Source organism: Microcella alkalica (genome assembly GCF_014137945.1).
Classification (GTDB): domain Bacteria; phylum Actinomycetota; class Actinomycetes; order Actinomycetales; family Microbacteriaceae; genus Microcella; species Microcella alkalica.
Genome location: NZ_JACGWX010000006.1, coordinates 185142 through 210960, shown reverse-complemented (window position 1 = coordinate 210960; position 25819 = coordinate 185142). Strand labels below are relative to the sequence as shown.

Below are 25819 nucleotides of genomic sequence, written 5' to 3'. Positions count from 1 at the left end.
CGCGCGGGCGAGCATCGCATCCGTCATGCCCTCGGAGAGGATGTTGAGGCAGAGGACGGTGATCAGGATCAGCAGGCCGGGGAAGAAGGTCGCCCACCAGTAGCCGCTCATGACCAGGTTGCGGCCGGCGGCGATGACGTTGCCCCACGACGGCTCGGGGTCGGGGACTCCGGCCTGGATGAACGACAGCGAGGCCTCGAACACGATCGCGTCGGCCACGAGGACGGTCGAGAAGACGAGCACCGGCGCGATGCTGTTGCGGGCGACGTGCCGCACGATGATGCGCGGCGTCGAGGCGCCCATGACCCGGACTGCCGAGACGTAGTCCTCGCCGTACTGATCGAGGATGTTCGCGCGGACGATCCGTGTGAGCTGCGGCGTGTAGAGGAACGCGATCACGAAGACGAGCACCGAAAGCGACTGGCCGAACACCGCGACGAACACGGCGGCGAGTGCGATGCCGGGGAACGACATGACGATGTCGAGAACGCGCATGAGGGTCTCGGAGATCCAGCGGGGGGCGGTCGCGGCGATCGTTCCGAGCACTGCTGCCGCGGCGAGCGCCGCGAGCGTCGCCGCGAGTCCAATGACGAGCGAGTACCGGGCACCGTGGATCAGCCGGGAGAGGATGTCGCGGCCTTGGCGGTCGGTGCCGAACCAGTGCTCGGCGCTCGGCGGGAGCACCGGGGTGCCCGACGCGAGAGGGTCGTATGGGGCGAGGACGGGAGCGAAGACCGCAGCGAGCGCGACGACGGCGAAAATCGCGAGGGCGATGCGGGATCCGAGCGGGAGGGCGCGGAGGCGGAGCCCGGGGGCGGAGAGTCGTTCAGTCAGTGAGCGTCGCATGTCATACCGATCGGATGCGCGGGTTGATGAGGACGTAGAGGAGGTCGACGATGACGTTGATCACGACGAAGGCGAGGGCCACGACGAGAGTCACGCCCTGCACGAGGTTCGGCTCGTTGTTCGTCACGCCGTTGAGGATGAGCGTGCCCATCCCGGGGAGGGCGAAGATGATCTCGATCACGACGGCGCCGCCGATGAGGTAGCCGATGCGGAGGCCGAGCACGGTGACGGGGGTGATGAGCGCGTTGCGGAGAACGTTGCGGCCGATCACGATGACGCGGGGCACACCAGCACCGAGGGCGGTGCGGACGTAGTCGCGATCGAGTTCCTCGACCATCGCGCTGCGCACCACCCGGGAGAGCTGCCCGATCACGGGCACTGCGAGCGCCAGTGCGGGGAGGGCCATGCGGGCGAGCCAGCCGCCCGGATCCTCCGTGAGCGGCGGCAGGGCGCCGGACGCCGGGAGGACGTTCAGCTGCAGCGTGAAGAGCTGGATGAGCAGGACGGCGAGCCAGAAGGACGGGGTCGACAGCGAAGCAATAGACACGAGCCGGATGAGCTGGTCGGGCCAGCGGTCGCGGAAGACCGCGGCGATGATGCCGAGGAGCGTGGCGCCGAGGACTGCGATGAGCAGGCCGAGGAAGGTGAGCTGGATGGTGATCGGGAAGGCGCGTGCGACCTCGTCGAGCACGGGGAGCTGGCGGGCCGAGTAGGTGCCGATGTCGCCCTGGAGGAGACCGCCGAGAAACGCGATGTAGCGGACGAGCAGCGGGTCGTCGAGTCCGAGGGCGTCGCGGTAGGCCTGGCGGTCTTCGAGGGAGGAGCTCTCGCCGAGCGCGGTGATCGCGGGGTCGACCTTCGAGAAAGACATGACGACGAAGACGAGGAACGTGATGCCCAGCACCATCACGGGGAGCTGGAGCAGTCGTCGCCCGACCAGCTGGAACGTGGCAGTCATCGTCGACTCCTTTCAGATGCGATCCGGTAGCGGATCAGCGAAGGGGACCCGGGGAGGACGGCGCTGCCGCCCTCCCCGGGGAGGTGCCTAGTCCGTGACGCCGACGTCGAGGAACGACAGTCCGGTTGTCGGGACCGGAGCGAAGCCGACGAGCCGTTCGGCATCCCACGCGGCGGGGAGCTGACGGTGGAACAGGGGGTAGAGCACCGCCTGCTCCGCGAGGATGTCGAAGGCCTCGCCCCACGCGGCCTTCTGCTCGTCGCCGGTCAGGCGGACGGCCTCATCGAGGGTCGCCGAGAGGGTGGCGTACTCATCGGAGCCCGCCCATTGCGTGCGGGTGTTGCTCCAGATGTTGTCGCCGTACCACCAGCGCATGAGGAGGTCGGGGTCGTTGCCGAACACCGAGGGGTCACCGGGGGCGACCATGACCTGGAAGTCGCCGGCGTCGACCTTCGCGTACTGGGCGGACGACTGGGCGATGTCGAGCGTCGTGTTCACGCCGACCGCGTCGAGCGACTCCTTGATGAGCGGGGCGACCTCGCGGACCCAGCCGGTGTCGGTCGTGAGCAGCGTGATGTCGATCTCACCGACGCCCGCCTCGTCGAGCAGCTCGCGCGCCCGCTCGGGGTCGTACTCGTAGACCGTCGACGCCTCCTGGTAATCGGGGTGCGTCTCCGGAAGGAACGAGGAGGCCGCGGTCGCGTTGCCGAGCATGCCCGTGTTGATGATCGTCTCCATGTCGAGCGCGTAGTGCAGCGCCTGACGCACGCGCGGGTCATCGAACGGAGCGAGCTGCGTGTTGAACATCATGAACAGGAGGCCGAAAGACTGGATGCTCTCCACCTCGGCCGAGGCGGCGAGGCTGTCGACGTCGATGTAGGGGACGTCCTCCATCGCGACGATCGAGCCCGAGCTCATCGCCGTGACGCGGGCGGCAGGGTCGGAGAGGAGGTTCCAGTTCATGCCAGCGGCAAGCGCGGGGCGCGCCCCGTTGTATTCGTCGAAGCGCTCGAAGACGAGTGAGTCATCGGGAACAGCCGAGATGAGGCGGTACGGACCCGATCCAATCGGAAGCGTGCCGAAGGCCTCGGCGTCGGCCTCCACCTCGGCCTGCGGGACGATCTTCACGACGCCGAGCCTCTCGTTGACGAGCGAGAAGGGGTAGTCGGTGGTGATGCGGACGGTGTCCTCATCGACGGCCTCGACGGTGTCGATGAAGTCGATGAAGCTCGTGAAGAATCCGCCGGTGTCGGGGTTCAGGACGCGCTCGAAGCTGAAGACCACGTCGTCGGTCGTGACGGGCTTGCCGTTGTGGAAGGTCGCGCCCTCACGGATGTCGATCTCGTAGGTGACGTCATCGATCTGCGCGGGCAGTTCGCTCGCGAGCGCGGCATACGGCTCGCGTGTCACGGGATCGAGGTCGACGAGGCCCTCGAAGATGTGCCAGTTGGCGGCGACCGTAACGGCTCCGGAGGCGACGAGCGGGTCGAAGCTGCCTCCGAGCGTGTAGGAGATGCCAGCCTCGATGATGGCGTCTGAATCGATGGCACCTGCATCGATGTCGGCGCCGTCGGTCGGACCGGCGGCGGGCTGACCGGAACACGCGGCGAGGAGCATCGCAGCAGCGGCCGAACCGGCCATCACCGCGGTAGCGCGACGTCGCTGTGCGCGCTGAGGGGTGTGTCGAATCATGGTTTCTCCATTCGGTGAAAGGGAGTCTGTCAGAGTGGGCAACTCATCGGACGTCTGACGTACTATAACCAGACACGAACCTCGGGCACAATAGGCTCGAGCGCCACGATGGAGTCTCAGTAATGGAGCGTCATGACCAGCACCCCGCCGCCCGCCCGGCCCCACAAGATGCGCCGCACGACCGTGGCGGACCAGATCAAGAACCTGATTCTCACCAACGGGCTGCGGTCGGGCGATGCCCTGCCTACCGAGGCGGAACTCTGCGCGACCCTCGACGTCTCGCGATCCTCCGTGCGCGAGGCGATCCGGAACCTCTCCACCCTCGACATCGTGGATGTGCGTCACGGCCACGGCACCTTCGTGAGCGGGATGTCGCTCGCGCCCATGGTTGAGGTTCTGGTCTTCCGAGGCGCGCTATCCCCCGGCGACTCTCTCCAGGCGCTGCGTGAGGTCGTGGAGATCCGCCGCGCGCTCGACCTTTCGATGTCGGAGAGGGTCGTCCAGGCGAACCACGGCGTCGAGTCGCCCGAGCTCGACGCGCTCGTCGCCGATATGGAGGAGCGTGCTCAGCGCGGGGAGTCCTTCCTCGAAGCCGACCGCGCCTTTCACGCCATGCTGCTGGACTCCACTGGGAACCGGCTCGCGGGGCAGTTGGTCGCCGCCTTCTGGGACGTACACACCGCGGTGATCCCGCAGCTGGGGCTGCCGGTGCCCGCGGAGATCCTCAAGACGGTGACGGCGCATGGCGACATGCTCGCCGCAGCACGCGCGGGTGACGCCGAGTCGTACCGCCGCGCAGTGGTCGAGCACTACGAGCCGCTCCAGCGCGTCCTCGACGAGCACCGCTGACGGCGAAGGAATCACCGGCTGTGAGGGACACCCTCATCCATTCGGCACGCCTGGTGACGGCCGCGAACGGTGACGGCATCATCGACCGACCGGATGCGTGGATCCATCTTCGCCACGGTCGAATCGCAGCCACGGGCTCGGGCTCGATGTGGCGCGATCGAATCGGCCCGCAGGTCGATGTCATCGATGCTGAGGCAGCTGTCGGCGAGAACGCGCTTCTCACCTCGGGCCTTATCGACATCCACTGCCATGGGGGCGGTGGAGCGTCATTCGATGGGTCGCTCGCCGAGATCGAGCGAGCGGTGGATCTGCACCGTCGCCACGGCGTGACGGGAATCGTCCTGTCTCTCGTCAGCGCCCCGTTCGAAGAACTCGAGGCGAGACTCGCCCGGATTCAGCACGCAATGGTCACGGTCCCCGGCGTGCTTGGGGCTCACCTCGAAGGCCCGTTCATCGCGGCCGGTCGCCGCGGCGCCCATGATCCGAGTGCCTTGCGGCTCCCCAGCGACGAGCATCTCCGCAGGTTGCTCTCACTCGGCGTCGTTCGGCAGGTGACCCTTGCTCCTGAGCTTCCCGGCGGAATGCGCGCCATCGAGCAGGTCGTGCGGGAGGGCGCGATCGCGGCGATCGGGCACACCGAAGCCGACTCGGCCGTCGTCGCCGAGGCGTTCGAGCAAGGCGCGACGCTTCTCACGCACGCCTTCAACGCGATGCACGGCTTGCACCACCGCGCCCCAGGGCCAGTCGGAGCGGCCATCGGCGATGATCGAGTGACCCTGGAGGTGATCCCCGACGGCGTGCACGTGGACGGCCAGCTCGTCCGCATCCTGTTCGCCGCGGCACCCGGGCGAGTCGCGATCGTCAGCGACGCCATGGCCGCTGCTGGCGCCCCCGATGGCAGGTACTCGCTCGGCGACGTCGCGGTCGTGGTGGCCAACGGTGCGGCGAAGGTCGAGGGGACCGACTCGCTCGCCGGCTCGACGCTGACGCTCGACGAAGGGATGCGCCGCTGCGTGGCGTTCGGCATACCTCTGGCTGATGCCGTGTTCGCGGCGACCGCGGCACCGGCGAGCGCCATCGGCCGCAGAGATCTCGGGTCGCTCGCTCCGGGCATGCCGGCGGACGTCGTCCTCTGGGACGACGACCTCGTCGTCTCGCACGTCTGGCAGAGCGGTGCTCTCATCGTGCCTGATTAACCCCAGAACAGGCCAGACAGCGCGGCGACTGACACGAGACGAGCGGGCGTTCGACTGGAGGTTCCCAGCCGAACGCCCACGCGGGCGGCTTGCGTGTTTCCCTTGAGTGCCTCGATCGCGTCGAACAGCGCGTGGGGCGCCCACCAGCTCGCGCCGGCGCCCTCGCGAGTCAGCGGGTCGCCAGACGCTCACGGTGAGTGCCGGATGCTCGTTGCGAGTCGGTGGCGTCCTCCTGCAGGGGGAGGAGTTCGACGACCGACGTCGTCGCCCCCGCCTCCAGTAGGCCGATAATGACGGCGCCGAGGCACACGTACGTGAGTCGCACGCTCCCGCTGGAGAATCGGTTAGGAACCGAATCGCCGACCCCCTACGGGCCCGTGACCACATCCCGACCGTCATCGCCCCGGGTCCCACCGATCGTCGCCGACAACACGCCGTCGCGCAGCGCGACGGCCGCACCGCGGTGCGAGAAGGTCGTTGTCGAGGACGTGCTGCTCATGGGCGCCGTCGTCATCGCGAACTCGGGGACGAACCACCCCCTGTCGATGTCCTCCTGCGTGAGGGTCACCCGTGGGGTGGTGCAGTTGTAGGCGCCGAACGCGGGCAGGTTGTTCCACCGGCACGCGGTGGGGAGGAACCCGCTCGTGAAGTTGGCCGAGAGCGGGGTCACCAGCGTCGGGAATCCCGACGTGCTGGTGACGCGGATCGTGTAGCTCAGCACGTCGCCCGCCGTGTACGGATTGACCGTCACGTCGCGCGCCGCGGAGGTCAGCGTCGAGGTGAGTGTGAGCCCCGCGGACGCGACCGGCAGGTCAACGACCGCGGTGGTCTGGCTCACCCGACCGTCCGCAGCCGTGAATGCGAGCTGCAGACGCTGCTGGCCCTGCAGACCGGCGGGTACGTTGAGTGCGAGGTCCACGACCGTGCTGCCTCCCGGCTGGATGGCCGGAACAGCGGTGGGCGTCGTCGTCCAGTCGGCTGGGCTGATCACCTCGAGCGACCCGGACAGCGTCGCCGACTCCTGGTTGGCGATCGTCACAGGCAGCGTGGCGGGTTGCCCCGCCTCAGCCGTCATGGGCTGCGCGGAGAGCGGGGCGCAAAGGTAGTTGATCCATTTCTCGTCGAAGGTCGTGAACTGCATGTCGTTGGTGTAGTTGCGCTCCCACAGCACGCCGAAGAGCCCGCCGTCGAGAACGGTCGCGCTCGAGTAGGCGAAGAAGCCCGGATCGATCGTGCGAAGCCCGGGCCAGGTCGCTCCGTCGTCGCATGACACGCGGACGGCGCCGTTCACGCGGTTGCCGTTCGCGCCGTTGTTGGAGTTGGTGAAGAGGAGCTTGCGGGCCTCCGCGGACCCGGCGGGAGCGTCGGGGTGCATCCGGATGATCGAGGCGTTGTTGGTCGGATCGGGCAGCTCGGCGTCCCGCGTGACGGGGCCGTAGCTGCGGCCTCCATCGGTCGAGATGGCCACCTTGCGCTGGCGCCCGTTGTCGCTGTCGCGCGAGTTCATCATGACGCGCCCGTCGGAGAGCTCGACGACCTTGTTCTCGTCCATCCCGGTACCCACCGGAACGCCTTTCTGCCAGGTAGTCCCGTTGTCGTCCGAGTAGACGGAGTACGCCTGGATGCGGGTCGTCCCGTCGGGCTGGAGGATCGATCCCGCGTACTGCTGAATGAGTCGGCCGGCGTACTGCCCGTAGCGGAGCTGGATGCCTTCGCCGGAGGTCGCGAAATTGGCGCGCACGTCGCCCGCGATGGGCTGGTAGACGCCCTGGGCATCCACGCTGCCGGCGGCCGTCTTCGTGACATCGGTGATGAGACGGGGCTCGCTCCAGGTCAGGCCGCCGTCGGTCGAGGAGATCACCGCCGAACTGATCACCTGACGGTTCTCGTCATCGTTGCCGTAGGCGCTGCCGAAGAAGCCCTGGTCCTTCGAGTAGACGAAGAAGTTGAACACGGTGCCCGTCTCGCGATCGACGACGTAGCTGGGGTCTGAGTACCCGAAGCGCGGTCCAGAGGCGTGCGCCTGCTTCCCAGCGGCGACAATGCGCGCCGGGCCCCAGGTGCGGCCGTTGTCGGTCGAGCGCCGTTCCATGATCGAGTTCGGGTTCGGCGCATCGGCGGCGCTGCCGGGCCGAGCGTCCCACGACGCGAGCACCACCCCGTTTCCGAGGTGCGCGAGCGCGGGAATGCGGTAGAAGAAGTTGTCCGCCGTTCTGTCGGCGGCGAGGTTGACGCTGGAGAAGGTGCCTGGCGGGTCGGTCGGCGCCGGCACGGCTAGCGCGACGGAGGTAGTGGGCGGGAGAGCGACGCCAGCGACCACGGCGGCCGCGAGAACGAGACGCCAGCGGCTCGCTCGTCGGACGGGCAACGGTCGTTGCGCAAGGAGGAGGGACATGGGAGACCTTTCGTCGTTCCTGGACACCAGACATCTGATGTAAGACATGACGATAGGCGGAGGGGCCGCGGCGATCAATACTTTTCGAAGGGTTCCGGGCTGAGAGAGCCCGCGACGCCACGTGGGCGGCGCCCGCGAGCAGCGCGATCGAGCGCGGAGAGCGCCTCGTCCACGATCGCGACGCGCACGTCGAGCGTTGCGGACCGGTCCGCGCACCCGACCTTGACTCCCGACCACGACCACGCGCGGGCGGCATCGAGGGCGGCCCCGACGGCCTCTTCGGTCAGGAGCGATGTCGGCTCGCCGTGCGGAGCAGACGTGCTCCGCTGAAGGGGGAGGTGGGCGTCCGTCCAGGCATCGCCGAACGCGGAGGGCTCGGCTGCGGCGCCCGAGAACATGAGGCCCCGAAGCCGGCCGGCTTCGCGCGCCGCCACGATGTGCTCGACCACTCGATCCCCATCGCGCAGCTCGAGCGCCGATCGACCCCAGTTGAGCGAGACCCCCCAGGATGCGGGCGCGTCCGCGAGCGCGCGGAGCTCGGCGTCAAGGCCGAGGAAGCCTTTCTCCCGCGGCCGCCCGGCGACCGCCGCGTCGCAGTGCTCGATCACGATCTCGGCCCCGTCCCACTCCGCCCGTGCGAGCTCGTCGAGCGACCGGGCCAGTGCGCCCGCGTCCGCACGATCGGCTCGCGGCCCAGCGTGCAGCTCGACCGCGGAGACGACGCGGCGCCCTTCGCGGTCGTTCCAGCGCCGGGCCGCCTCTCCGATCCGCCGCGCCTCGGCGACGGCCGCGCGGCGTCCCGACTCGTTCATCGACGCGAGTCCGTGATCAGGGTCGCCGGCGATCCGCGACATGAGACCCGGAATGCTCGTGATGATCCCCGTGAACCGCTCCGGGAAGTGCGCCGCGAGCCAGTCATCGTCATGGGGGTGGAGCCGACCCAGCCACGGCAGCTCGAGCCCGGCGATCCGGTCGTCGGTCGCAAGCCGGTCGTAGAGCGCCTCCTCCTCGCGCGCATCCCAGACGGAATGGGCGCGGGAGACGGCGTAGGCGCCGACGACGTAGCCGGGCGATTCGACGAGGTGGGGCATGCCTGCATTCTAGAGATAGGACGTCTTATGTCTAGAGTTCTCTCGGATCGCGTGCCGAGCGGCATTCCGAATCGTCTCCAGAGACGGGAAAAGCCCCCGCCGAAGCGAGGGCCTTCCGATCTGCGCGCCCGAAGGGACTCGAACCCCTAACCTTCTGAGAGGGGTTCGCCATGCTATTCACTGACAGAAAAGTCCCCAATGGACCCGCTGATCAGGGAGTTTCGGGTGAGCGGCGTTCCCGTCACATCCCGAATGTTCCCCCGCTTTCCCGAGCAATCCGTGTCGTATGCGTGACCTCCGCAATGGCTCGCGGTCGCGCGGTCCCGCCCACTCGAGCCGCAAGGCATCACTTGGGTGTGGCGGGATGCCTCCGGGTCGCGTCGGCCACGTCGGCATGGACGAGGTCGGTGAAAGGACTGCGCGGGCGTCAAATGCTTTCTCGGAGATGCCGCTTCCCAACCGGAACGCAAAATATGCCTCAGCAAAGACAGCAACTGCATCGCGTGGTCTGTCAGGATGCACCCATGACCGGGGCGAGGGCGATCTAACGTGTCGTTCCCCATTCCTCTTGCTTCCAAAATGAGTGGCGCCTCGATCCACCAGCTCGCGTACTGGCGAAACACGGGTGTGCTGGTCCCAGAGATCGAATCTGCAAAGCCGCCCTTCTTGTACTCCTTCCGCGACATCGTCGCGCTCCGCACCCTCGCTTGGCTCCGTGGGGACCACCCCCTGCAGTTGATTCGGCGGTCTCTGGACACGCTCCGTGAACTGGATATGGTCGAGCATCCATCCAGCTACAAGCTGATCAAGCTTGGGAAGAGCATCGGCGTCCATCTCGAGGGCGAGCATGCCGTCGACATTGCGAAACAACCCGGCCAGAGCACCGTTGGCACGCTCGCTGACGTGTTCGCTGAGTTCGAAACGATCCGCCAGCGCAAAGTGGACCCTCTTCTCAGGCCGCGAGAAGGGGTCGAGGTCAACCCCTCGCGCCTCGGCGGATGGCCAACAATCACCGGTACCCGTATTCCGTACGACCTTGTTGCAGCCCTCGTTGGGGACGGCTCGGTGCTGCCAGAGGACGTGGGCGACTTCTACCCTGGCGTGTCTGCACAGGCAGCCCGCGACGCCCTTGACTTCGATCAGTCCGTGAAGGGCAGTGTGGCTTGAAGGTCTATTTGGACGAGAACCTTCCGCCATTCGTGGTGGAACCGCTCCGAGTGGTGTACTCGCAGCACGTATTCAGAACCTGTGATGAGGAGCGACTACGGGGCATGGAGGACGTTCCGCTCCTCTCGACTCTCCGCGCCCGTGCGTTCGACGCCATCGTGACGCGTGACCGGGCGCAGCTGAAGAATCCCGAGGAACGTGAAGCTGTAGCAGCGTCAGGTCTGCGCTGGATCGGCGTGGCGGACAAAAAGCTACGAGGTCTCGAGCAGCTGACGATCACCGTCTCAACCCTCATCGCGGGCATGCGTTTCGTGTTTGAGCATGATCCGCAGGGCCCCACGTCCTATGCATTGCAGACGGTGCCACACGGCGAGACCCAAAGGATCAAGATCCGACTCCTGGCCGCCTGACAGGCGCTCGACGCTAGCGCGGTCGAGCTCAGCCACTCCATCGCCGTCAGCCAGCTACCATGACGCTTCAGCTCATCGCCGGAGTGCGGGTTGACCGACGGCGTGACGGAGTCCGCGACGGCGTCCTCGACGATGCTCACCGACGTCGATCAGCCATGCCCCTTTGGCGCCGGCCGCGACGCGGCCTACCGCCATCAGAGCGCCTGCAGGTCGCGGACGTCGATGTCGAGCATCACGAATGCGTTCTCGCCGGCGCGCCCGATGCGGGGACGACACGGATGGCGATGCCGTCGTCGAAATCTTCGCGGCCGAATCTCCTTGTCACCCTCGATGCGAGGTAGCGCGGAAAGGAGCAGGCGAAGTGCCGCATCGGGCTTCGTCTCACCAACGAGTTTGTTCTTCGCTACGGGAGCGTGCATTGTGGCCGTCTTTCGCGAGTAGACGCGGTGAAGGGCGACGTGGTGTGAGGATTGCTTCATGGACCTCCCCGCGAAACTGCTGGCCGAAATGAAGCGCCGCGTGCGCCCTCCGTTCAACGTCGTGATTGTGGTCGACGACTACGACGGGGTGGAGTTGGCTCACATCGGTGAGCTGCTCAGTGTGCGATTCACGGAGCCGAGCGTGGGCAAGGTTGACCACCGCGGCCAGCCAGGAGTGGAGGTGCGGGTGTCGTTCGGGGACGGTGAGACGTTCTTGGGCGAAACGGGTTGGACTCTCTACGCGCCGAAGAACGGATGGGTAGACGCTGCTATGACCACCCTCGGCCGCGACATCGTCCGACTTACCAAAGAGGTGTTCGAAGACGATGACGAGGATTGGGACCGAGAGCAGAAGGCAAAGATCGCGAAGCTACAGAAGCTCTACGCCAAGCCCCTCTTTGCCTGATCGCTGCAGACGGAGTGAGTGACAGCCCCCACTTGTGGTTTTCATGACGCGGACCATCGCCACGCCCGCCACTATCGAAGTTCAGGCCGTGGAGCCCGGGCCGCCGGGCTCTTCCGCCTCAAAGTTCAGGAGCGTCGCGAGCGAGATCGGCACGCCGTAGCCGCGGGCGTCCGAGTTCGGCAAGCGGTACTGCTTCCGGCTCCTCCCGAGCGCCGCGGTCGGGTGCCGGGGGTGGGTCAGTTTGAGCTCCCAGACGTTGCGCCAGGACGACTCGGACTTCGTGCCATGCGGGATGAGCCTCGGGTAGTGCTTCTGCGCGAGTTCGAACGCGTCATCAGGGGTGATCCAGATGAGGTCCGGCTCCTCCGCGTTCACGATCATGTGACCGATCGTCGTGCCGCGCGGGTGCCACTGGCCGTTGCTGTCCGCGCTCCATCCGAGAGCGATGTCGCTGTTGTCGCCAAGCGGCGGTTGACCGGGGATGGAGAGGTTCCCGATGTGCGCCACCCCAGAGAGGAGGAGGTTGCGGACGCACCGGAGAAGCACCCGTCCTGGCGCTGCGTCTGCCTTGTTCAGGTGACCAAGGCTGACCTGTTCGGTCAGCAGTCGCATCCACCGTCCACCGTCCCAGTCAAGGTCGCGCGCCTCACTCGTCAGCCCCGCCTGCCGAAGGAGCTTAGAAAGGGCGTACAAGCCGACTGAGAGGTCGGCTGCGGCCTGGGCGGGGCGGCTGGTGTCCTGCGTGGCGATGCCGTTCGAGCGCAGCACGTCACGGGCTGAGTCTGTAGCCAGCTCTTCGTACGTCCGAAGGTCGTCCGTTACGGCTGCCCAACCTTTCTGCTCGCCGTCTGTGATGAACATGCGGATCATGGCCGCAGTGACTCGGCTGGCAGTGGTGGACTTGTTGGCCAGCGCATCTGCACGCTGCATCTGCTCAAGCCGAAGGCCTTGGAACTCGACAGCGACGGATCGCTCGCGGACTGACTGCACCGACGGCTCGTTCTCAGCGGTCACAATGAGTAGCGCCATGGGCGTCGGGACTTCCCGCTCCCTCATGTTGCTGGTCATCCGACGCTTCCCCGCGCGGTTGTGAGTGGCACGGATGAGGTCCCCCACCATCGCTTCCTGACGGTTCGCGTGCTGGCGATCTGACGATGGAGCGAGGTCGTCGAGGACCCAGATGGGAGTCCGTCCGATGGCGGCCTCAGAAGTCGGGAAGGTGTCGTTCGCGCTTCCGGGGAGGGTGCTCCGCCACGTGCCCGGACGGCCCTGCCAGAAGCTCATGATCTGCCGCGCTGACCACGACTTGCCCTTCTGCGGCGCACCGACGAAGTAGGCCACGGCGGAAGTGGCGAGCGGGACGGCCGGTCGTAGGGCGATGGCCATCATGGTGACCGCGATTCTCAGGTCGCGCCACGGCGTGTCGGTGACGTAGGACTCGAGCAGGGTGCGGAGATCGTTGGCGAGGTCGTATTGACCCGTCGGATCCGTGAGGCCCGGACCGGTGTAGACGTCGTGAAGACCAAATCTCTCAGCGTTGCTGAGAACGTTGTCGACTGCTCCGGTTCGTGTCTGAGCGGTCACCTCCGGGTTCGCCGCGATGACGTCGCGCCCCGCGATGAACGCCTGTGACTTCGAGTTCGGTGCAGGCACCCACCCCATGGTCGACCAGACAGTTGACCGGCTGAGCTCTGCAGGCCGGTTGTCCTTCATGGCCTGCAGCCACTGGCGCCCGCGCTCCGGCGGCCAGCCTCGCCGAAGTCGAACGTCGTCGGGAATCTCCGCACCTTCACGCGCCCAGAAAGCGGGCGTTTGGTCCAGGATGCTTGCCGGACCATTGACGATGCACTGGCGCGTGTCGCCGGACTCGTCCTCCCAGGCGACCTCGACCCGCACCCGCGACGGATAGGTAATGCCTGCCGTGCCCGCCCCAAACGGCTGACCACCCTTTTCTTCCGCGGTAGGCGCTCGATGCGTCTCAAGACCGGTGATGCGCGCGCCGAACGGAATCCTGGTGACCCACTCGCCCCGACCCTTCTCGAAACGACCATCCGCAGTGCGGACAGCCACAAACTCCTGAGTCTCCGTTCCTCCCGGTGCCACTCGCCAGTCGCCGATCTCGATTGGCTCGACGCGCTTTGGTGCTGCGGGCAGGTCGATCTCCGTCATCTGCCCGAGGTCCGACCAGACGCCCCATCGCGCGAAGAAGTCATCGAAACCCACCCGTGAGCCGTCTGCCAGCTCCTGCAGGACCCGCGGGTGCGCTGCGAGGCGTACGACGCTCGGGTACGCACGCTTGCCGGAGTGCAGGAAGTGGTACAGCTCGTTGGCCCTGGACCAGGCATCATGACGAGTCTCGAGGTCCCCGTCGAGCGCCAGCAGAACGTCCTTGCCCGTCAGATCGATCGCGTCCCAGTCCGGGTTCGATCGGCTCCCTCCCGGACCACCCATCGCCAGAATGACCACGCGGTCTACGACGGGCATGTTGTCCAGCAGCTCGCGCAGCCGGTGAAGCGCGGCTCCCCGATCAGCCCGTTCCTCCGGCCGAACGGCGAGGGATGCATCGTCGTAGTGCGCGCGGAGAAGCGCCGATAGAGCCGAGTCCGCCTTCAGGAGGCCCTGAGTCACCATCACCTTCGACGCGGACCGCATCCAGCTTCGTGCGATCGCGGGGTGGACGTCGATCACCGATGCCGACCCGGTCACGAACTCGTACTTCACGAGCGAGCCGGCGTCGTCCGTCCGCGGGTTCGACGGCCTCACCTGCGTGCAGGTCGCCCGCGGAGGCGTGGGACCTTGTTCGGTAGAGGACATCTGCTCGATCGGAAACCACGGGAGCACGAGAGCGTCCCCACCATCCGCGAAGAGCTGTCGGAAGTTGCGGCCTTCGCGTGATCGCCGATCCGGCAGACCGCGCTTGCTGGCGAACTCCTCGGCGGACTCGGCGGTGATGCGCGCGTAGCCGCGAGCAGCGGCGACAAGAGGGGCGACAGCTGAGGATGCGAGCTTCGCGGCTGCGCGGCCCTCGACGAGGCCCACGTAGTCTCCCGAGGTCCACTCCGGCAGTCCAGGTGCGGGGTCGAGGTGCGGCCCCGGGTTCGCGGTGAAGTCGTAGCTGCTGGCAGGAGGTTCAGGATTCGTGCTGTCGAATGAGGAGGTCATACCCGTACCTATGCGGCGAAGTCTCGCGCAGCCGGAGTCTGACGGCCCCTAGGAGCCATCAGACCTGACCGGTCACAGCATGACCCCGTCTGTCACAAGACGCTCTGTGACAGGAAATCCGCACCGTTACTGGGATCCAGAGCCTGTGAGGGAGTTGTCACAGCTGTCAGCGCTTTCGGACGCGCCTCTATGGAGATGAGCGCGTATATATAGTTCGCCGCCCTCGGAGATATACACCTCAGAGGAGCCCATGTATCTATCTCTTTTGCTGTGACACTGTGACAGATAGAGATAGAGGGGCTCTTGCCCAGGTTCTAGGCGGAAGTTGCTGTCACAGCGAGGGCTTCGCGTCCTGATGACACCGATGACAAGCGAACGAGTGGCCTTGCCGCTGGCGCGCGGTAGAGGACTAGGACTCCAGGGGAGTGCCGTTGGTTCAGATGACAGCAGAGCAGGCACCCTTTGTCCACGACGACTTCTCAATGGGCCGGGACGAGTCAATGGTTACGGTGCCGGCTTCGAACTAGGCTCACATTGATTGACCTGGATCGCTACTGACGACTGGCACGAGACCAGGCATCGCCACGCGCATCCTCCTTACTAGATCGCGTCTCTACTGCGAATCTCGCATCTCAGACGCCAAAACGAAAGACACCTGCTCCTTGTCACTGACCTCGGCGGACGGCTCTCACCTCACTCAGCGCCAACTCGAAACCATCCTTTGGGCCGCGGCGAACGCATTGCGAGGCCCGGTCGACCCAGGCGACTTCAAGTCCTTCGTCTTCCCGGTGATGTTTTTCAAGTGGGTGAGCGATTCGTGGGATGCGAACCATGCGGAGGCTGTCGCTGACTTCGGCGGCGATCTGACGGATGAGATCGAGGCGACGTACCAGCCGTTCGTCATCCCGGATGGCTGCCACTGGGACGACGTGATGGACACGGCGTCGAACGTCGGCTCGAAGCTCGGCAAGTCGCTGCTGCGCATCCAGGAGGCCAACCCAGGAAAGCTCGACGGTGTCTTCGGTGATGTGAACTGGTCGAACAAGGAGCGCCTGCCGGAGTCCGCCCTCACCGCCCTGCTCGATGCGTTCGACAAGCTGACCTTGAACCGCACGAGCATCGACGGCGACATGCTCGGGGCTGCGTATGAGTACCTGCTTCGGGAGTTCGCGGAAGCGTCCGGCAAGAAGGCCGGCGAGTTCTTCACCCCTCGCCACGTCGTGCATCTGCTCGTCCGCCTCCTCGACCCGCAGCCCGGTGATTCCGTCTGCGACCCGGCGTGTGGGTCGGCCGGCATGCTCGTCGAAACGGTCAACGCCGTGAACGCTGCCGGCGGTGACGCGCGCACATTGAGCCTCTACGGCCAGGAGTACAACCTGACGACTTCGGCGATGGCGAAGATGAACCTCTACCTTCACGGGTTGGAGAACTTCCAGATCGTCCGCGGCGATACGTTCCGCGAACCGAAGCTGAAAGACGCCACCGGCAGGCTGCGGAAGCACGACGTGGTCATCGCGAACCCGCCGTTCTCGTTGCAGAACTGGGGCGCCGACTTCTGGGCCCGCGACCCGTTCGGCCGCGCGTTCGGCGGCGAGGTGCCGCCGGCGAAGAACGGCGACTACGCCTGGATCCAGCACATGATCTCGACGATGGATGAGAACGACGGACGTGTCGGCGTTGTCATGCCGCACGGCGTGCTCTTCCGAGGCGGCAAAGAGGCCGTCATTCGGGAGCAGCTGGTCCGCAGCAACCTTCTTGAAGCGGTCATCGGCCTGCCGAACAACCTCTTCTACTCGACCTCCATCCCCGTGTGCCTGCTCATCTTCCGTTCGAAGAAGGCCGCGGCTCGCATTGACAAGGTGCTGTTCGTCGACGCGAAAGCCCGTTACGCACCCGGCAAGAACCAGAACAGCATGTCGGACGACGACATCGACGTGATCACCACCGCCTACCAGGCCGGCGTCGACATTGACGGCGAAAACGGCTTGTCGCTGCGCCTCGTCGATCTGACCGAGATCGAAACGAACAGTTTCGACCTGAACATCGGTCGGTACATCAGGGGCGAAACGGCTGTCGAAGCGAACGTCGACGAAGCGATCGTGCTGATGCGCGAAGCACAGGAACGACTCGCAGCGGCACAGACTGCGCTCGACGAGCGGATGAAAGCGGCGGGGTTCGATGCGTGAGGGCGGCCGGAGGCTCGCGGATGTCCTCACGCAGGTTGATCGACCCGTGGCGGTGTCGAGCGTCGACTCTGTCCCGTACGCCGGCGTGCGTTGGTACGTGGGCGGGGTGTACGAACGCGAGGTTGTGCCTGCATCGATGGTGAAGTCTAAGTCCCTGTCGCGGATCGAGACGGGCGACATTGTCTACAACAGAATGTGGGCGACGAAAGCCTCTTTCGGCGTCGCGGGCGATGACGTCGATGGGTGTTTAGTCACCAACGACTTCCCGGCGTTTCGCGCTGACCCGAACCAGGCAGTGTCCGACTACATCGGTTTGTTGTTCGAATCGAAGAGCTTCCAGGAGAGCGCGGCGGCTCGAGCGACCGGCACGACCGAGCGCAGGCGGCTCAAGGAGGCCGACTTCCTGGACATCACCGTCTATCTCCCGCCCCTCGCCGAGCAGCGTCGCATCGTCGATCTGATCGGCGCGGTGGATGGCGCGATCGAGGCGGCGGATGAGGTGGCTGAGACCACGGCTGCCACCTACGAGGCCGCGCTACAAACGATCAGTAGCTCCCTATACCCGAGAGTGACGGTGGGTGACGTCCTGCTCGTCGCGAAGGCTGGAGGAACTCCATCGCGGAAGGCCGCGGACTACTTTGGCGCGGGAACGCCGTGGCTGAAGTCGGGCGAGGTGGACAACCCCGCCATCGTCTTCGCCGAGGAGTCCATCACTGAGGCGGGGCTGCGCAACTCGTCCGCCTGGATCGCCCCGGCGGGATCGACCGTCGTCGCGATGTACGGGCAGGGGAACACCAAGGGCACCGCGGGCTACCTCGAACGGCCCATGGCGATGAACCAGGCGGTGATCGCGCTCGTGCCCGACACCGAGCTCATCGACAGCCGGATGCTCTTCCACGCGATGCGGTCCCGCACGGTGTCCCTTCGGCAGAAGGCCATCGGCGCCGCCCAGCCCAACTTGAGCAAGTCACTTGTGATCGGCGAGGAGATCGGCCTCCCTGAGAGGGGCGCGCAATCCTCCCTCGCCGGCACACTTGACTCGATGCTGGACCAGTCCAGCGCCGCCACTGACCTCGCCACCTCCCTCCGCTCCCTGCGCTCGAATCTCCTCACCGCGCTGCTCACCAGCGAGCATGAGATTCCTGCGTCGTACGATGTTCTTCTGGAAGGCGCCGCCTGATGGTGTTCTCGGAAACCTCGACTGTGCAAGCGGCGATGATCGCCGATCTGGTGGCTGCCGGCTGGACTCACACGCCCAGCGCCGTACTCGCTCGCGAGCACGACAGCGTGCTGATCGAGTCCGAGTTGACGGATGCAATCAAGCGACTGAACCCGGCGTTCGCCGACGACGCTGATCGTGTTGATGCCGTCACGACGTCGCTGCGGCTGCTGCTAGTGAACTCGGGTGACTTCGGGCTGATGAACGCCAACGAGGAGTTCACCGCCTGGCTTCGCGGTCGGCGGACAATCCCATCCGCTGAGGGCGGGCTTGATGAGCCGGTTCGGCTGATCGACTTCGACAACCCGGGCGCGAACACGTTCGTCGTCTCCGACGAGGTCACCTACGGGATCCCGGGTAGCAAAGCACGATTCGACATCGTCCTGTGGGTGAACGGCATCCCGCTGGCCGTCGGTGAGACGAAGACTCCGGTCGATTCGAAGAAGTCGTGGGCACATGCCGCGAAGGACATCCGCGACAGGTACGAGGTGGAACGTCCGCGCTTCTTCGTGCCGAACGTGTTGTCGTTCGCCTCCGAGGGGCGCGAGTTCCGGTACGCGCCGATTCAGACGCCGCTGGACCGGTGGGAGCAGTGGGGCAGCACGCGAGTCGATGCGAATCTCGACGGCTGGCCGCGAGTGCAACTGTCCGTCGCCGGCCTGCTGAGCCCGACGGTGCTGCTATCGATTTTGGAGCACTACGTCGTCTACGAACGTGATGGCGCGGCAGCAGTGAAGATCGTCCCCCGTTACTTCCAGCATGAAACAGTCGAAGCAATCGTCGGCCGGGTCGTTACCGCATCGCCTCGCCGCGGGCTGATTTACCACACGCAAGGTTCGGGGAAGACGTTGGCGATGTCGTGGGCTGCTGCTCGCCTCATCCACGAGCCGGCGCTGAACAACCCGACGATCGTTGTAATCGCCGACCGGTCCCAGCTGGTGCGGCAGACGTACGACCAGTTCCTGTCTACCGGCACACCACGGCTGAACGAAGTGGCGTCATCCGCGCAACTGAGGGAGCTGCTGCGGTCCGAGCAACGCGGCGTGCTCTTCACCACCATCCACAAGTTCCGCGACGCCGCCCTGCTGTCCGAGCGGGACAACATTGTGGTCCTCATCGACGAAGCGCACCGCACCCAGGAAGGGCTGCTCGGAGAGCAGATGCGCGCCGCCCTGCCGAACGCCTATCTGTTCGGCTTCACCGGAACGCCCATCGCAGACCTGGACCGGAACACGTTCAAACTTTTCGGCTTCGAAGGCGACCCCGACTACTCACTGAACACCTACAACTCGGACCGGTCGATCGCCGACGGCACGACCGTGCCGATGCGGGTCTCTTCCCGCATGGTGGAGTTTCGGATCGACAAGGCGGCACTCGATGCGGAGTTCGACGCTCTGGCGGAAGCCGAGGGGCTCGACGACGTCGATAAGGAAAAGGTGGCTTCGAAGCTGTCGAACGTCGCCACCCTCCTGTCGAACCCGGAACGTATCCGCGCCGTCTGCCGCGACATCCTCGACCACTTCTACACAACCATCGATCCGCTGGGTATGAAGGCGCAGATCGTCGTCTACAACCGGGAGATGTGCGTCTCGTACCATCGCGAGCTCGTCACGTTGCTTGCCGAACGCGGCGAAGATGAAGCGGCGGTCATCATGAGCGCCCAGGGCAAGGATGACCCGGCGGACTGGGACGAGTATCGGCTGAACGAATCGCAGGAGGAGTCGATCCTGAATCGATTCCGCGCGTTCGGTGACCCGATGAAGTTCCTGATCGTCACCTCGAAGCTTGGCACTGGGTTCAACGCCCCCATCGAAGGGGTGCTGTACCTCGACAAGCCGATGAAGCTCCACACGCTGTTCCAGACGATCACCCGTACCAACCGGCCCTGGTCGAACCCCGTCACTGGTCAGAAGAAGGCGTACGGTCTCGTCGTCGATTACATCGGCCTCGGCGACGGGTTCGCGCGTGCGATGACGCCCGGCAACCCCGACGCAGCACAACGCGACATCGACCTTCATGGGCTTATCGACGTGTTCAACGCGGAGCTCGACAACATGCTCGACCGGTTCGCCGGCATCGACCGGGACGACATGAGTATGGAGTCGCTCCAGGCCTCTCTGAGCCGTGTACCCCCGGGTGAGACCCGTGAGCGCTTTGCGGCGCAGTTCATGCTGTTGCAGAGCCTGTGGGAGACCATCTCGCCGAACACTCGGCTCGAACCCCGAAAGGCTGAGTATCGCTGGCTGGCCAAGGTCTATCAGGCCGTAACTCCAACCGACGACTCAGCGCTGCTCTGGGATCGAATCGGCTACAAGACTCTCGAACTTGTCTACTCGAACATCGCAGGCGTCGCGGTCCGGAACCCCAAGGTGACGGTCCAAATCGCCGATTCCCGAACGATCGAGCGGCTCGTCGAGGAAGGCCTTCTCGACCCCGACGACACCGAGACGATCACGAAGCCTGCGGCGGAGGTCGTCGACGGAATCATGTCCCGGCTCCGCAGTCGCCTGGCCGGGCCAAACGGTCGACACGTCATCTATCGAGGTCTCGCCGAACGCCTCGAACGGCTCCGCGCTTCAGAGCTGGCGCGCGCGACGGACTCGATCGAGTTCCTTCGCGAGCTGTTCTCTCTGGCGAAGGATGTACGGGTGGCGGAACTCGCGGAAGATTCAGGCGGAGCCGCTGGACTCGACCTGCTCCCGGACCCGAACATCGGCGCTCTCACGCAGATTTTCGAGGAGTTCAAGCCTGCGGACACGCCAGTCATCGTCGGCGACATCGTGGCGGAGATTGACCGAATCGTCCGGCAGGTCAGGTATCCGGGATGGGTTGCACATGACGCCGGGAAGCGAAATGTGCGCAAGGCGATCCTTCAGGTTTTCCGGACATTCCGACTTCCGCTTACGGGGGAGCCGCTCGAGAGCGCATACCGCTACGTCGAAAGTCATTACTAGTCGAGATGGGAATGCTCCCGCCGACGACGGGCGGCGGCACGATAGAGGACATCGTCCGCATGCTTGGCGATGGAGATTGGGCAAGATCCGGCCAGATTGATGCCACTCGGAGCGGGTGTCTAGGCCCCTCGGGCCGGCAGGGCCTCAGATGACTAAGCCGAATAGTTCCGGAGCACAGCAATGGGAGGCACCATCTCTCCGCTCGACTCAGCTCGATGTCCTGGCCCACGTCTACAGCAACGCAGTCGACTGCGGCGTCGCGCCGATCAACGTGCCTAGCTCAGCGCTGTAGACGAAAAGGAGCATCTCCGTCGCAACTGCGAACGAGATTGCTTCGGGGGTATACCCGGCGCTCGTGAAGAAGTACCCGCGCTTCCCTCTGGAGGTCGCGACGCCGAACAACTCGCGTACCTCAACGACGCCTACTTTGCCCTTGTAGTGCTTTACCTGCGCCACAGTGGACGCGGAAGTCACGTCAATGCCACCATCGGAACGCTCGGGTGTCACCTCGGCGTCCAATACGCCAAGGTGGCGCATCCAGTCGACAACGAGCAGTTCCGCGCCGCGAGGTGACACTCCGAAGGGCAGCGGCTTCGGGGCGGGGTTCGGTCGGCTGCGAGCTAGCGCTGTGCGGGCCTGTATCGCAGCCTCCTGCTGGGCCGCTTGCTCTGCGAAGTGGCGCTTGCGGTCTTGTTCCATGCGGTGTTCGAAGGGTGCTAGGAACGAGTCGATCCTCTCGAGGATCTCGTTCCTGAGCTGATCCTCGTCAAGCGGGAGTAGAACAGTGCCATCCGCGGGGCTGTTGCCGTCGCCCTGTCGCCACTCATCAGCCATTTTGAGCATAGTTGCGGCAAAAATGTCGTCGACTGGGCGGCTATAACCGCTGAGTTCACGAGGTAGCTTGACGCTGGAATAACCAGAAGGATCGTGTCGCCGGTGAACTACAAGCTCCCAGCTCATGAGGTGTTGCTGGATCCGCCTCCAGCGCCTGTTGAGGGTGTAGAGGCTGAGCAGATCAAGAGCCTCGAAAGTAGGCTTGTGAATGGCGCCACTTCGATACGCGTCGACCGCAATGGTCGCCAGCTCGTCAACGGCGACGTCAATCTCTTTGGGCGTAAGTAGCGTTCTCCGAAGATTCGTCATTGCTGCGTGCGCAAACAGCGCCGATCCCTTCACCCTCGTCCTACTCATCAATGGTATCCAGTCACCTAGCCTCAGACCCCCTGCCCCGGCGACGGGACTCGGGAGTGGACCACAACCTGGGAAAGAAGCCCAGTCAATGTCCGCAAACCTTCGATAGCGGACGCCCCCGCGGGTGCCGCGGACGACTTGCGCCGTCCCGGTCATGTTGAGTCCCAGAACTCGGGTCCAAAAGCAGTGTGGCGTGAGGACCGATTGCGGACGCATCGTCATAGCTCCAACAGGGGCATCGGTGGGGCCGGCGGGCGCGGTTGGGGTCACTGCGAGCGCCACCCCGGCCCATGCCTCGGGGAGAGGACGCCGCGGTTCCGCGCGCACCGCGTGTGACGGACAGCACCGGCCGCTTGGACCTCGTCTTCGAGCGGTTGTTCGCGGAGGTCGCACCAGCCAGCGCGGGTCCGCGTCGATGGCGTCGTGACGTCCGGGGTGTCGGGAGGGCCGACGTATCGAACCTCCTCGGGCGCGGGTGGCGCGGGCACGAATGGCGGTGTCGGACCCATGGGCGAACGCCACACTGTCCGGTCCGAGAGAGGCTCGCTACGGGGCTTCGGCTCCGAGGCGGCCCGAGCCCTGCGCTCGGCCGTCCGTGCCGCGCACAAGGCCCTCGGCCTAGTGGCCTCATCGTCGGCGCGGACGCTCGTAATGTCCGCGCTGCCTTCGCGGCCAGACCCGCCGGAGGATCTCCGGTGCCAGAGTTCTTCTACAGAGAGGCCGCCCCTTCACTGTGCAGACATGGTCTGCGGATGCGATGGAGCGGCGGTACTCACCCAACGTTCTCATCGAGCCGTTGCTCCCAGTAGGCAAGCGTTGACAGATCGAGGTGGAGCGCTCGAGCCGCCTGGGACCGAGTGGCCCCTCGCGAAATCATTCGTCGAGCTTCGAGAACCTCCCCGAATCGCCGCGACTGGAGCGCCAGGCGCTTCCGCTCCCTTTCGGCGAACCTGCTCCGCTGGCGCACCTGAGCCGAGAGTGAACTGTCGACGGAGAACGTCGAGTCGGGTATGTCGCCCGGATCGACCTCGACGAACAGCGACGACAACCGGAGGATCGGGTGACTGGGGTCGAGCTCTCGGATGACTGCTTCGAGGGCGCCGATCCGCTTGTACAACCCGTTCCGCACGAAAGCTTCGACAGCGTTCGCTCGAGCGCCGATTCCCGCCAGATGGGATGGCTCGGCGCATGCGCGGTTTTGGCATCTGTGGTGCACTGCAGGGAAGTCGCTGAGGTCCCCTGGAAAGTCCGCGGCGCCCCACGCAACCAGGCGATGGATGGAAACGATCGGTCCGCGTAGTGCCCTGCCGTACCCCAGTTCAGAGCGAGCGCCGTTCCACACAAGGCAGCCGGAGGACAGTCGGGTGCTGCGGCCGTGCACAGCTTCCATGAGCAGGTCGAAGTCCCGGGAGACCATGGCGCGGCGCAAGGGCGACCATCGGGCCGGCGTGTGGGGGTAGGCGGAGTTCTGCATACCGGCTCTATGCGCGGCATCTTCGATGCGAGCGGAGTGAGCCGGTGCCGCGCATAGAAGAGGCATGGACAACAACTGCCTCACCGAATGCACGCCGGAGCCCTGCCCCACGCCTCGCGAGCAGATATTTGCGATGGATCCGGGAGCTCGCTTCGGGCACGCTCAGATGCCCGGACAGGTCGATCGGATGGTCGTCGTGATGAGTACCAAAGTCAGCGTTCTCGACCTGGTAGCGCTGCGCCGTATCGCAGCCTCCATCGGCTACGAAATGCACTTGGCGGGGAGCGCGATCGCGGCTCCGGGGACCGCGCGATCGGCTGCATGGTTCGTGCAAGAAGAAGGGCTCGAGGATCACGCACTAGACGGCTCGGACGGTGCTGTTTCCTCGGCTGCGGAAGAGGTGCTTCAGATCGCCGCGTGAGGTGATCACTTGCGCGTTCGCATCCCGCACGAAGCGTCGGAACGAGGGTCACGGCTCCGGGCATCTGGCGGCGCAGTATGCGCCTGGCGGTGGCGCCCAACTGGCCCGCGGAAAAGACTCGACTGGGTGGAGACTCGTCTTGGGGGCAGCGCCCAATATCGCCCATCCCTGTTCCGGCCGCGCTCCGATCTCACTGGTCACATTCCTCACCCCCGTCGGGGCTTGGTTGTGCCTGCGTTCTCCTGAACGCTTCGCGTTCAGCCCTTCACGTCTGCGGTGCAGCCGTTCAGGGGCTCCGCCCACAAGGTGTGGGCGTCGCGCAGCCGGGGCCACTTGAGGTGTCCTTGTCCGGCTGCCGGCGTGCGACGGTGTCGCCCGCCGCGCGCGTGGTCCGGCGGCCGTCCATCGCGATGCGATGCCCGCCCGCCTCAGTCCTCGACGACGTCACCTCAGCCGTCACGCTTCGCAGTGCCCGCAGGGTGTCTCCGCCGCGTCGAGCTCGCATCGAATCCGCACCGTCTGCGATGCGTTCCCGCGGCGTGCATGCGGGTGTCGTCGATGACCGAGCTTCGCCTGCACACCGCACCACTTCCGAGTCGAAGACGTGACGACCTTCGTGGCGGCTTCGGCTCGGGCGGCACCGTCATCGACGGGGACGCAGCGTGTGGACCACTCGTCGGATGCGCTTCGCCTACAGGTCGGCTTCGATCCGTGCGCGCCGCCACCGCAGGTGGCGGGACACCATCCCGGCGACGCTGCAGACATCGCATCGGACACGCCGCGCGCAGCGCGGGACGTGAGCATGACGGACACCTCGAGACATCGCACCGGCCACGCCGCCGCGAAGCGGCGGGCATCACGGCTGCGAAACGTGAGCGTGCAGGACACGAGGAGGGGACGCCGTCGACGCCGCAGGCGGAGACGGGAGAACACGGATCGGCACCACGAAGAGCGCGCCTCGCGCACGCCGCCGCGCAGCGGCGGTCCGGCATCGCTACGCTCCCGTCCCGCCTCGCGCGTCGACGACGCGGCCGCAACCGCAGGGCGCGGCCGGAGGGCGTGGAGACACCGTCGAGATCACACACCGTGCGCGCGCCGCAGGCGGCGAGCGGCCCGAAGGGCCGCGAGCTCTTCTAATGGCCCACGCCCGCCAACCCCCACCTCGGCTCGCGGCTACCGCCGGGGGCAGGTCGCTACCGCGACCGACGCTGCGCGGGCCGACGTCCGTCGGGCGCTACCGCGCGGGGACAGGCACACGGCGGCGGACATGACGGCGGCGCACGTCAGGACTTGATGGTCGGACATTTCCCGTCGTGGAATGTCCCGGTGTCCGAGGCCGATGTCTCGAGACAGATGTCCCGCCCGGACAGTGTCCCGGGTATAGCGGGACGGCCCGTAGATGAAGGCGCCCGTCTCCCGGTTGACTGTGGTGATCCAGACGTAGCCGGTGCCGGACCTGTCGTCGAGGAAGCAGGTCAGCCGGCCTTGACCGTCGCCGCGGTCGCCGAGACTGGGGCAGGTGACCGCCTTTTCGCTTACGTCGCCGACGGCAACAGTGAAATCGAGGACTGTCGTTGCGCGGGTCAGGCTGTTCACCTCGACGAAGGCGACGTCAACGACTACGGCTGAGGTGACCTGTTCGGAGTCGCGTACTGCGGCGACCTCGACCGTCCGGCTGCCAGCCGACGGACACATCGCGCTTGTAGAGCAGGGAGGGGGGCAT

20 protein-coding genes are annotated in these 25819 nt (G+C 65.8%); 10 read left to right on the top strand and 10 right to left on the bottom strand.

The window, feature by feature from the left end; all coding sequences use genetic code 11:
• The 3 genes from FHX53_RS11725 to FHX53_RS11715 form a co-directional block, all read right to left on the bottom strand.
• On the bottom strand, positions 1–846 hold an 846-nt coding region (locus FHX53_RS11725), incomplete at its 3' end, for an ABC transporter permease (protein ID WP_182491517.1).
• Between the two features lies 1 nt (position 847).
• Positions 848–1804 carry an ABC transporter permease gene (locus FHX53_RS11720; protein ID WP_182491516.1) on the bottom strand — a complete coding sequence of 319 codons (957 nt, stop codon included), beginning with the start codon at positions 1802–1804 and terminating at the stop codon, positions 848–850.
• An 87-nt stretch (positions 1805–1891) separates the two neighbouring features.
• The gene (locus FHX53_RS11715; RefSeq protein WP_220476399.1) at positions 1892–3421 is read right to left on the bottom strand and encodes an ABC transporter substrate-binding protein; all 1530 of its coding nucleotides are present in this window, start codon (positions 3419–3421) and stop codon (positions 1892–1894) included.
• 207 nt (positions 3422–3628) lie between these two features.
• Between FHX53_RS11715 and FHX53_RS11710 the strand changes: the two genes are divergently transcribed.
• Together FHX53_RS11710 and FHX53_RS11705 are read left to right on the top strand one after the other, a co-directional pair.
• Entirely contained in the window at positions 3629–4345 is a 717-nt protein-coding gene (locus FHX53_RS11710; protein ID WP_246335675.1) for a FadR/GntR family transcriptional regulator, read from the top strand.
• Between the two features lie 20 nt (positions 4346–4365).
• Positions 4366–5541 (top strand): amidohydrolase family protein, encoded by a 1176-nt coding sequence (locus FHX53_RS11705; RefSeq protein WP_182491514.1) that lies wholly within the window; start codon positions 4366–4368, stop codon positions 5539–5541.
• A gap of 169 nt (positions 5542–5710) precedes the next feature.
• Here the strand turns inward: FHX53_RS11705 and FHX53_RS11700 are convergent, their stop codons facing one another.
• The 3 genes from FHX53_RS11700 to FHX53_RS11690 form a co-directional block, all read right to left on the bottom strand.
• A complete protein-coding gene (locus FHX53_RS11700; protein ID WP_182491513.1) occupies positions 5711–5866 on the bottom strand; it encodes a hypothetical protein in 156 nt (51 codons plus the stop codon).
• A gap of 42 nt (positions 5867–5908) precedes the next feature.
• Positions 5909–7936 carry an exo-alpha-sialidase gene (locus tag FHX53_RS11695; RefSeq protein ID WP_182491512.1) on the bottom strand — a complete coding sequence of 676 codons (2028 nt, stop codon included), beginning with the start codon at positions 7934–7936 and terminating at the stop codon, positions 5909–5911.
• Between the two features lie 74 nt (positions 7937–8010).
• A complete protein-coding gene (locus FHX53_RS11690; RefSeq protein ID WP_182491511.1) occupies positions 8011–9027 on the bottom strand; it encodes a DUF4862 family protein in 1017 nt (338 codons plus the stop codon).
• Between the two features lie 549 nt (positions 9028–9576).
• On the opposite strand from FHX53_RS11690, the gene FHX53_RS11685 reads away from it, so the two are divergent.
• A complete protein-coding gene (locus tag FHX53_RS11685) occupies positions 9577–10194 on the top strand; it encodes a DUF433 domain-containing protein (protein ID WP_182491510.1) in 618 nt (205 codons plus the stop codon).
• Positions 10191–10604 carry a PIN-like domain-containing protein gene (locus FHX53_RS11680; protein ID WP_182491509.1) on the top strand — a complete coding sequence of 138 codons (414 nt, stop codon included), beginning with the start codon at positions 10191–10193 and terminating at the stop codon, positions 10602–10604. Before FHX53_RS11685 ends, FHX53_RS11680 begins: the two co-directional genes overlap by 4 nt.
• A 194-nt stretch (positions 10605–10798) precedes the next feature.
• Here the strand turns inward: FHX53_RS11680 and FHX53_RS11675 are convergent, their stop codons facing one another.
• Entirely contained in the window at positions 10799–11023 is a 225-nt protein-coding gene (locus FHX53_RS11675; protein WP_182491508.1) for a hypothetical protein, read from the bottom strand.
• 58 nt (positions 11024–11081) lie between these two features.
• Between FHX53_RS11675 and FHX53_RS11670 the strand changes: the two genes are divergently transcribed.
• Positions 11082–11489 (top strand): hypothetical protein, encoded by a 408-nt coding sequence (locus FHX53_RS11670; RefSeq protein WP_182491507.1) that lies wholly within the window; start codon positions 11082–11084, stop codon positions 11487–11489.
• 81 nt (positions 11490–11570) lie between these two features.
• Here FHX53_RS11670 and FHX53_RS11665 read toward each other — a convergent pair whose 3' ends face one another.
• Positions 11571–14651 carry a hypothetical protein gene (locus FHX53_RS11665; RefSeq protein WP_182491506.1) on the bottom strand — a complete coding sequence of 1027 codons (3081 nt, stop codon included), beginning with the start codon at positions 14649–14651 and terminating at the stop codon, positions 11571–11573.
• A 662-nt stretch (positions 14652–15313) separates the two neighbouring features.
• On the opposite strand from FHX53_RS11665, the gene FHX53_RS11660 reads away from it, so the two are divergent.
• Genes FHX53_RS11660 through FHX53_RS11650 form a run of 3 tightly spaced genes read left to right on the top strand, consistent with a single transcriptional unit; the run spans position 15314 to position 21010 of the window.
• Positions 15314–16837: a type I restriction-modification system subunit M gene (locus FHX53_RS11660; RefSeq protein WP_182491505.1), complete on the top strand. Its 1524-nt coding sequence runs from the start codon at positions 15314–15316 to the stop codon at positions 16835–16837.
• A 46-nt stretch (positions 16838–16883) separates the two neighbouring features.
• Complete coding sequence (locus FHX53_RS11655; protein ID WP_182491504.1) at positions 16884–18017, top strand: restriction endonuclease subunit S; 1134 nt, start codon at positions 16884–16886, stop codon at positions 18015–18017.
• Positions 18017–21010: a type I restriction endonuclease subunit R gene (locus FHX53_RS11650; protein ID WP_182491503.1), complete on the top strand. Its 2994-nt coding sequence runs from the start codon at positions 18017–18019 to the stop codon at positions 21008–21010. Before FHX53_RS11655 ends, FHX53_RS11650 begins: the two co-directional genes overlap by 1 nt.
• 231 nt (positions 21011–21241) lie before the next feature.
• On the opposite strand, the gene FHX53_RS14085 is transcribed toward FHX53_RS11650, so the two are convergent.
• Positions 21242–22186 (bottom strand): restriction endonuclease, encoded by a 945-nt coding sequence (locus FHX53_RS14085; RefSeq protein ID WP_182491502.1) that lies wholly within the window; start codon positions 22184–22186, stop codon positions 21242–21244.
• 787 nt (positions 22187–22973) lie between these two features.
• Complete coding sequence (locus tag FHX53_RS11640; protein ID WP_182491501.1) at positions 22974–23318, bottom strand: hypothetical protein; 345 nt, start codon at positions 23316–23318, stop codon at positions 22974–22976.
• Between the two features lie 421 nt (positions 23319–23739).
• Between FHX53_RS11640 and FHX53_RS11635 the strand changes: the two genes are divergently transcribed.
• Together FHX53_RS11635 and FHX53_RS11630 are read left to right on the top strand one after the other, a co-directional pair.
• Positions 23740–24096, top strand: coding sequence for a hypothetical protein (locus FHX53_RS11635; protein ID WP_182491500.1), 357 nt, complete (start codon positions 23740–23742; stop codon positions 24094–24096).
• 1485 nt (positions 24097–25581) lie between these two features.
• Positions 25582–25725, top strand: coding sequence for a hypothetical protein (locus FHX53_RS11630; protein ID WP_182491499.1), 144 nt, complete (start codon positions 25582–25584; stop codon positions 25723–25725).
• The last annotated feature ends 94 nt before the right edge of the window (positions 25726–25819 follow it).

Bases quoted from the DNA above. Each gene is read 5' to 3' on its own strand.
- FHX53_RS11690 (WP_182491511.1), bottom strand. From the start codon at position 9,027: ATGCCCCACCTCGTCGAATCGCCCGGCTACGTCGTCGGCGCCTACGCC.
- FHX53_RS11650 (WP_182491503.1), top strand. From the start codon at position 18,017: ATGGTGTTCTCGGAAACCTCGACTGTGCAAGCGGCGATGATCGCCGAT.
- FHX53_RS11715 (WP_220476399.1), bottom strand. From the start codon at position 3,421: ATGCTCCTCGCCGCGTGTTCCGGTCAGCCCGCCGCCGGTCCGACCGAC.
- FHX53_RS11695 (WP_182491512.1), bottom strand. From the start codon at position 7,936: ATGTCCCTCCTCCTTGCGCAACGACCGTTGCCCGTCCGACGAGCGAGC.
- FHX53_RS11720 (WP_182491516.1), bottom strand. From the start codon at position 1,804: ATGACTGCCACGTTCCAGCTGGTCGGGCGACGACTGCTCCAGCTCCCC.
- FHX53_RS11670 (WP_182491507.1), top strand. From the start codon at position 11,082: ATGGACCTCCCCGCGAAACTGCTGGCCGAAATGAAGCGCCGCGTGCGC.
- FHX53_RS11665 (WP_182491506.1), bottom strand. From the start codon at position 14,651: ATGACCTCCTCATTCGACAGCACGAATCCTGAACCTCCTGCCAGCAGC.
- FHX53_RS11710 (WP_246335675.1), top strand. From the start codon at position 3,629: ATGACCAGCACCCCGCCGCCCGCCCGGCCCCACAAGATGCGCCGCACG.
- FHX53_RS11635 (WP_182491500.1), top strand. From the start codon at position 23,740: ATGGACAACAACTGCCTCACCGAATGCACGCCGGAGCCCTGCCCCACG.
- FHX53_RS11675 (WP_182491508.1), bottom strand. From the start codon at position 11,023: ATGCACGCTCCCGTAGCGAAGAACAAACTCGTTGGTGAGACGAAGCCC.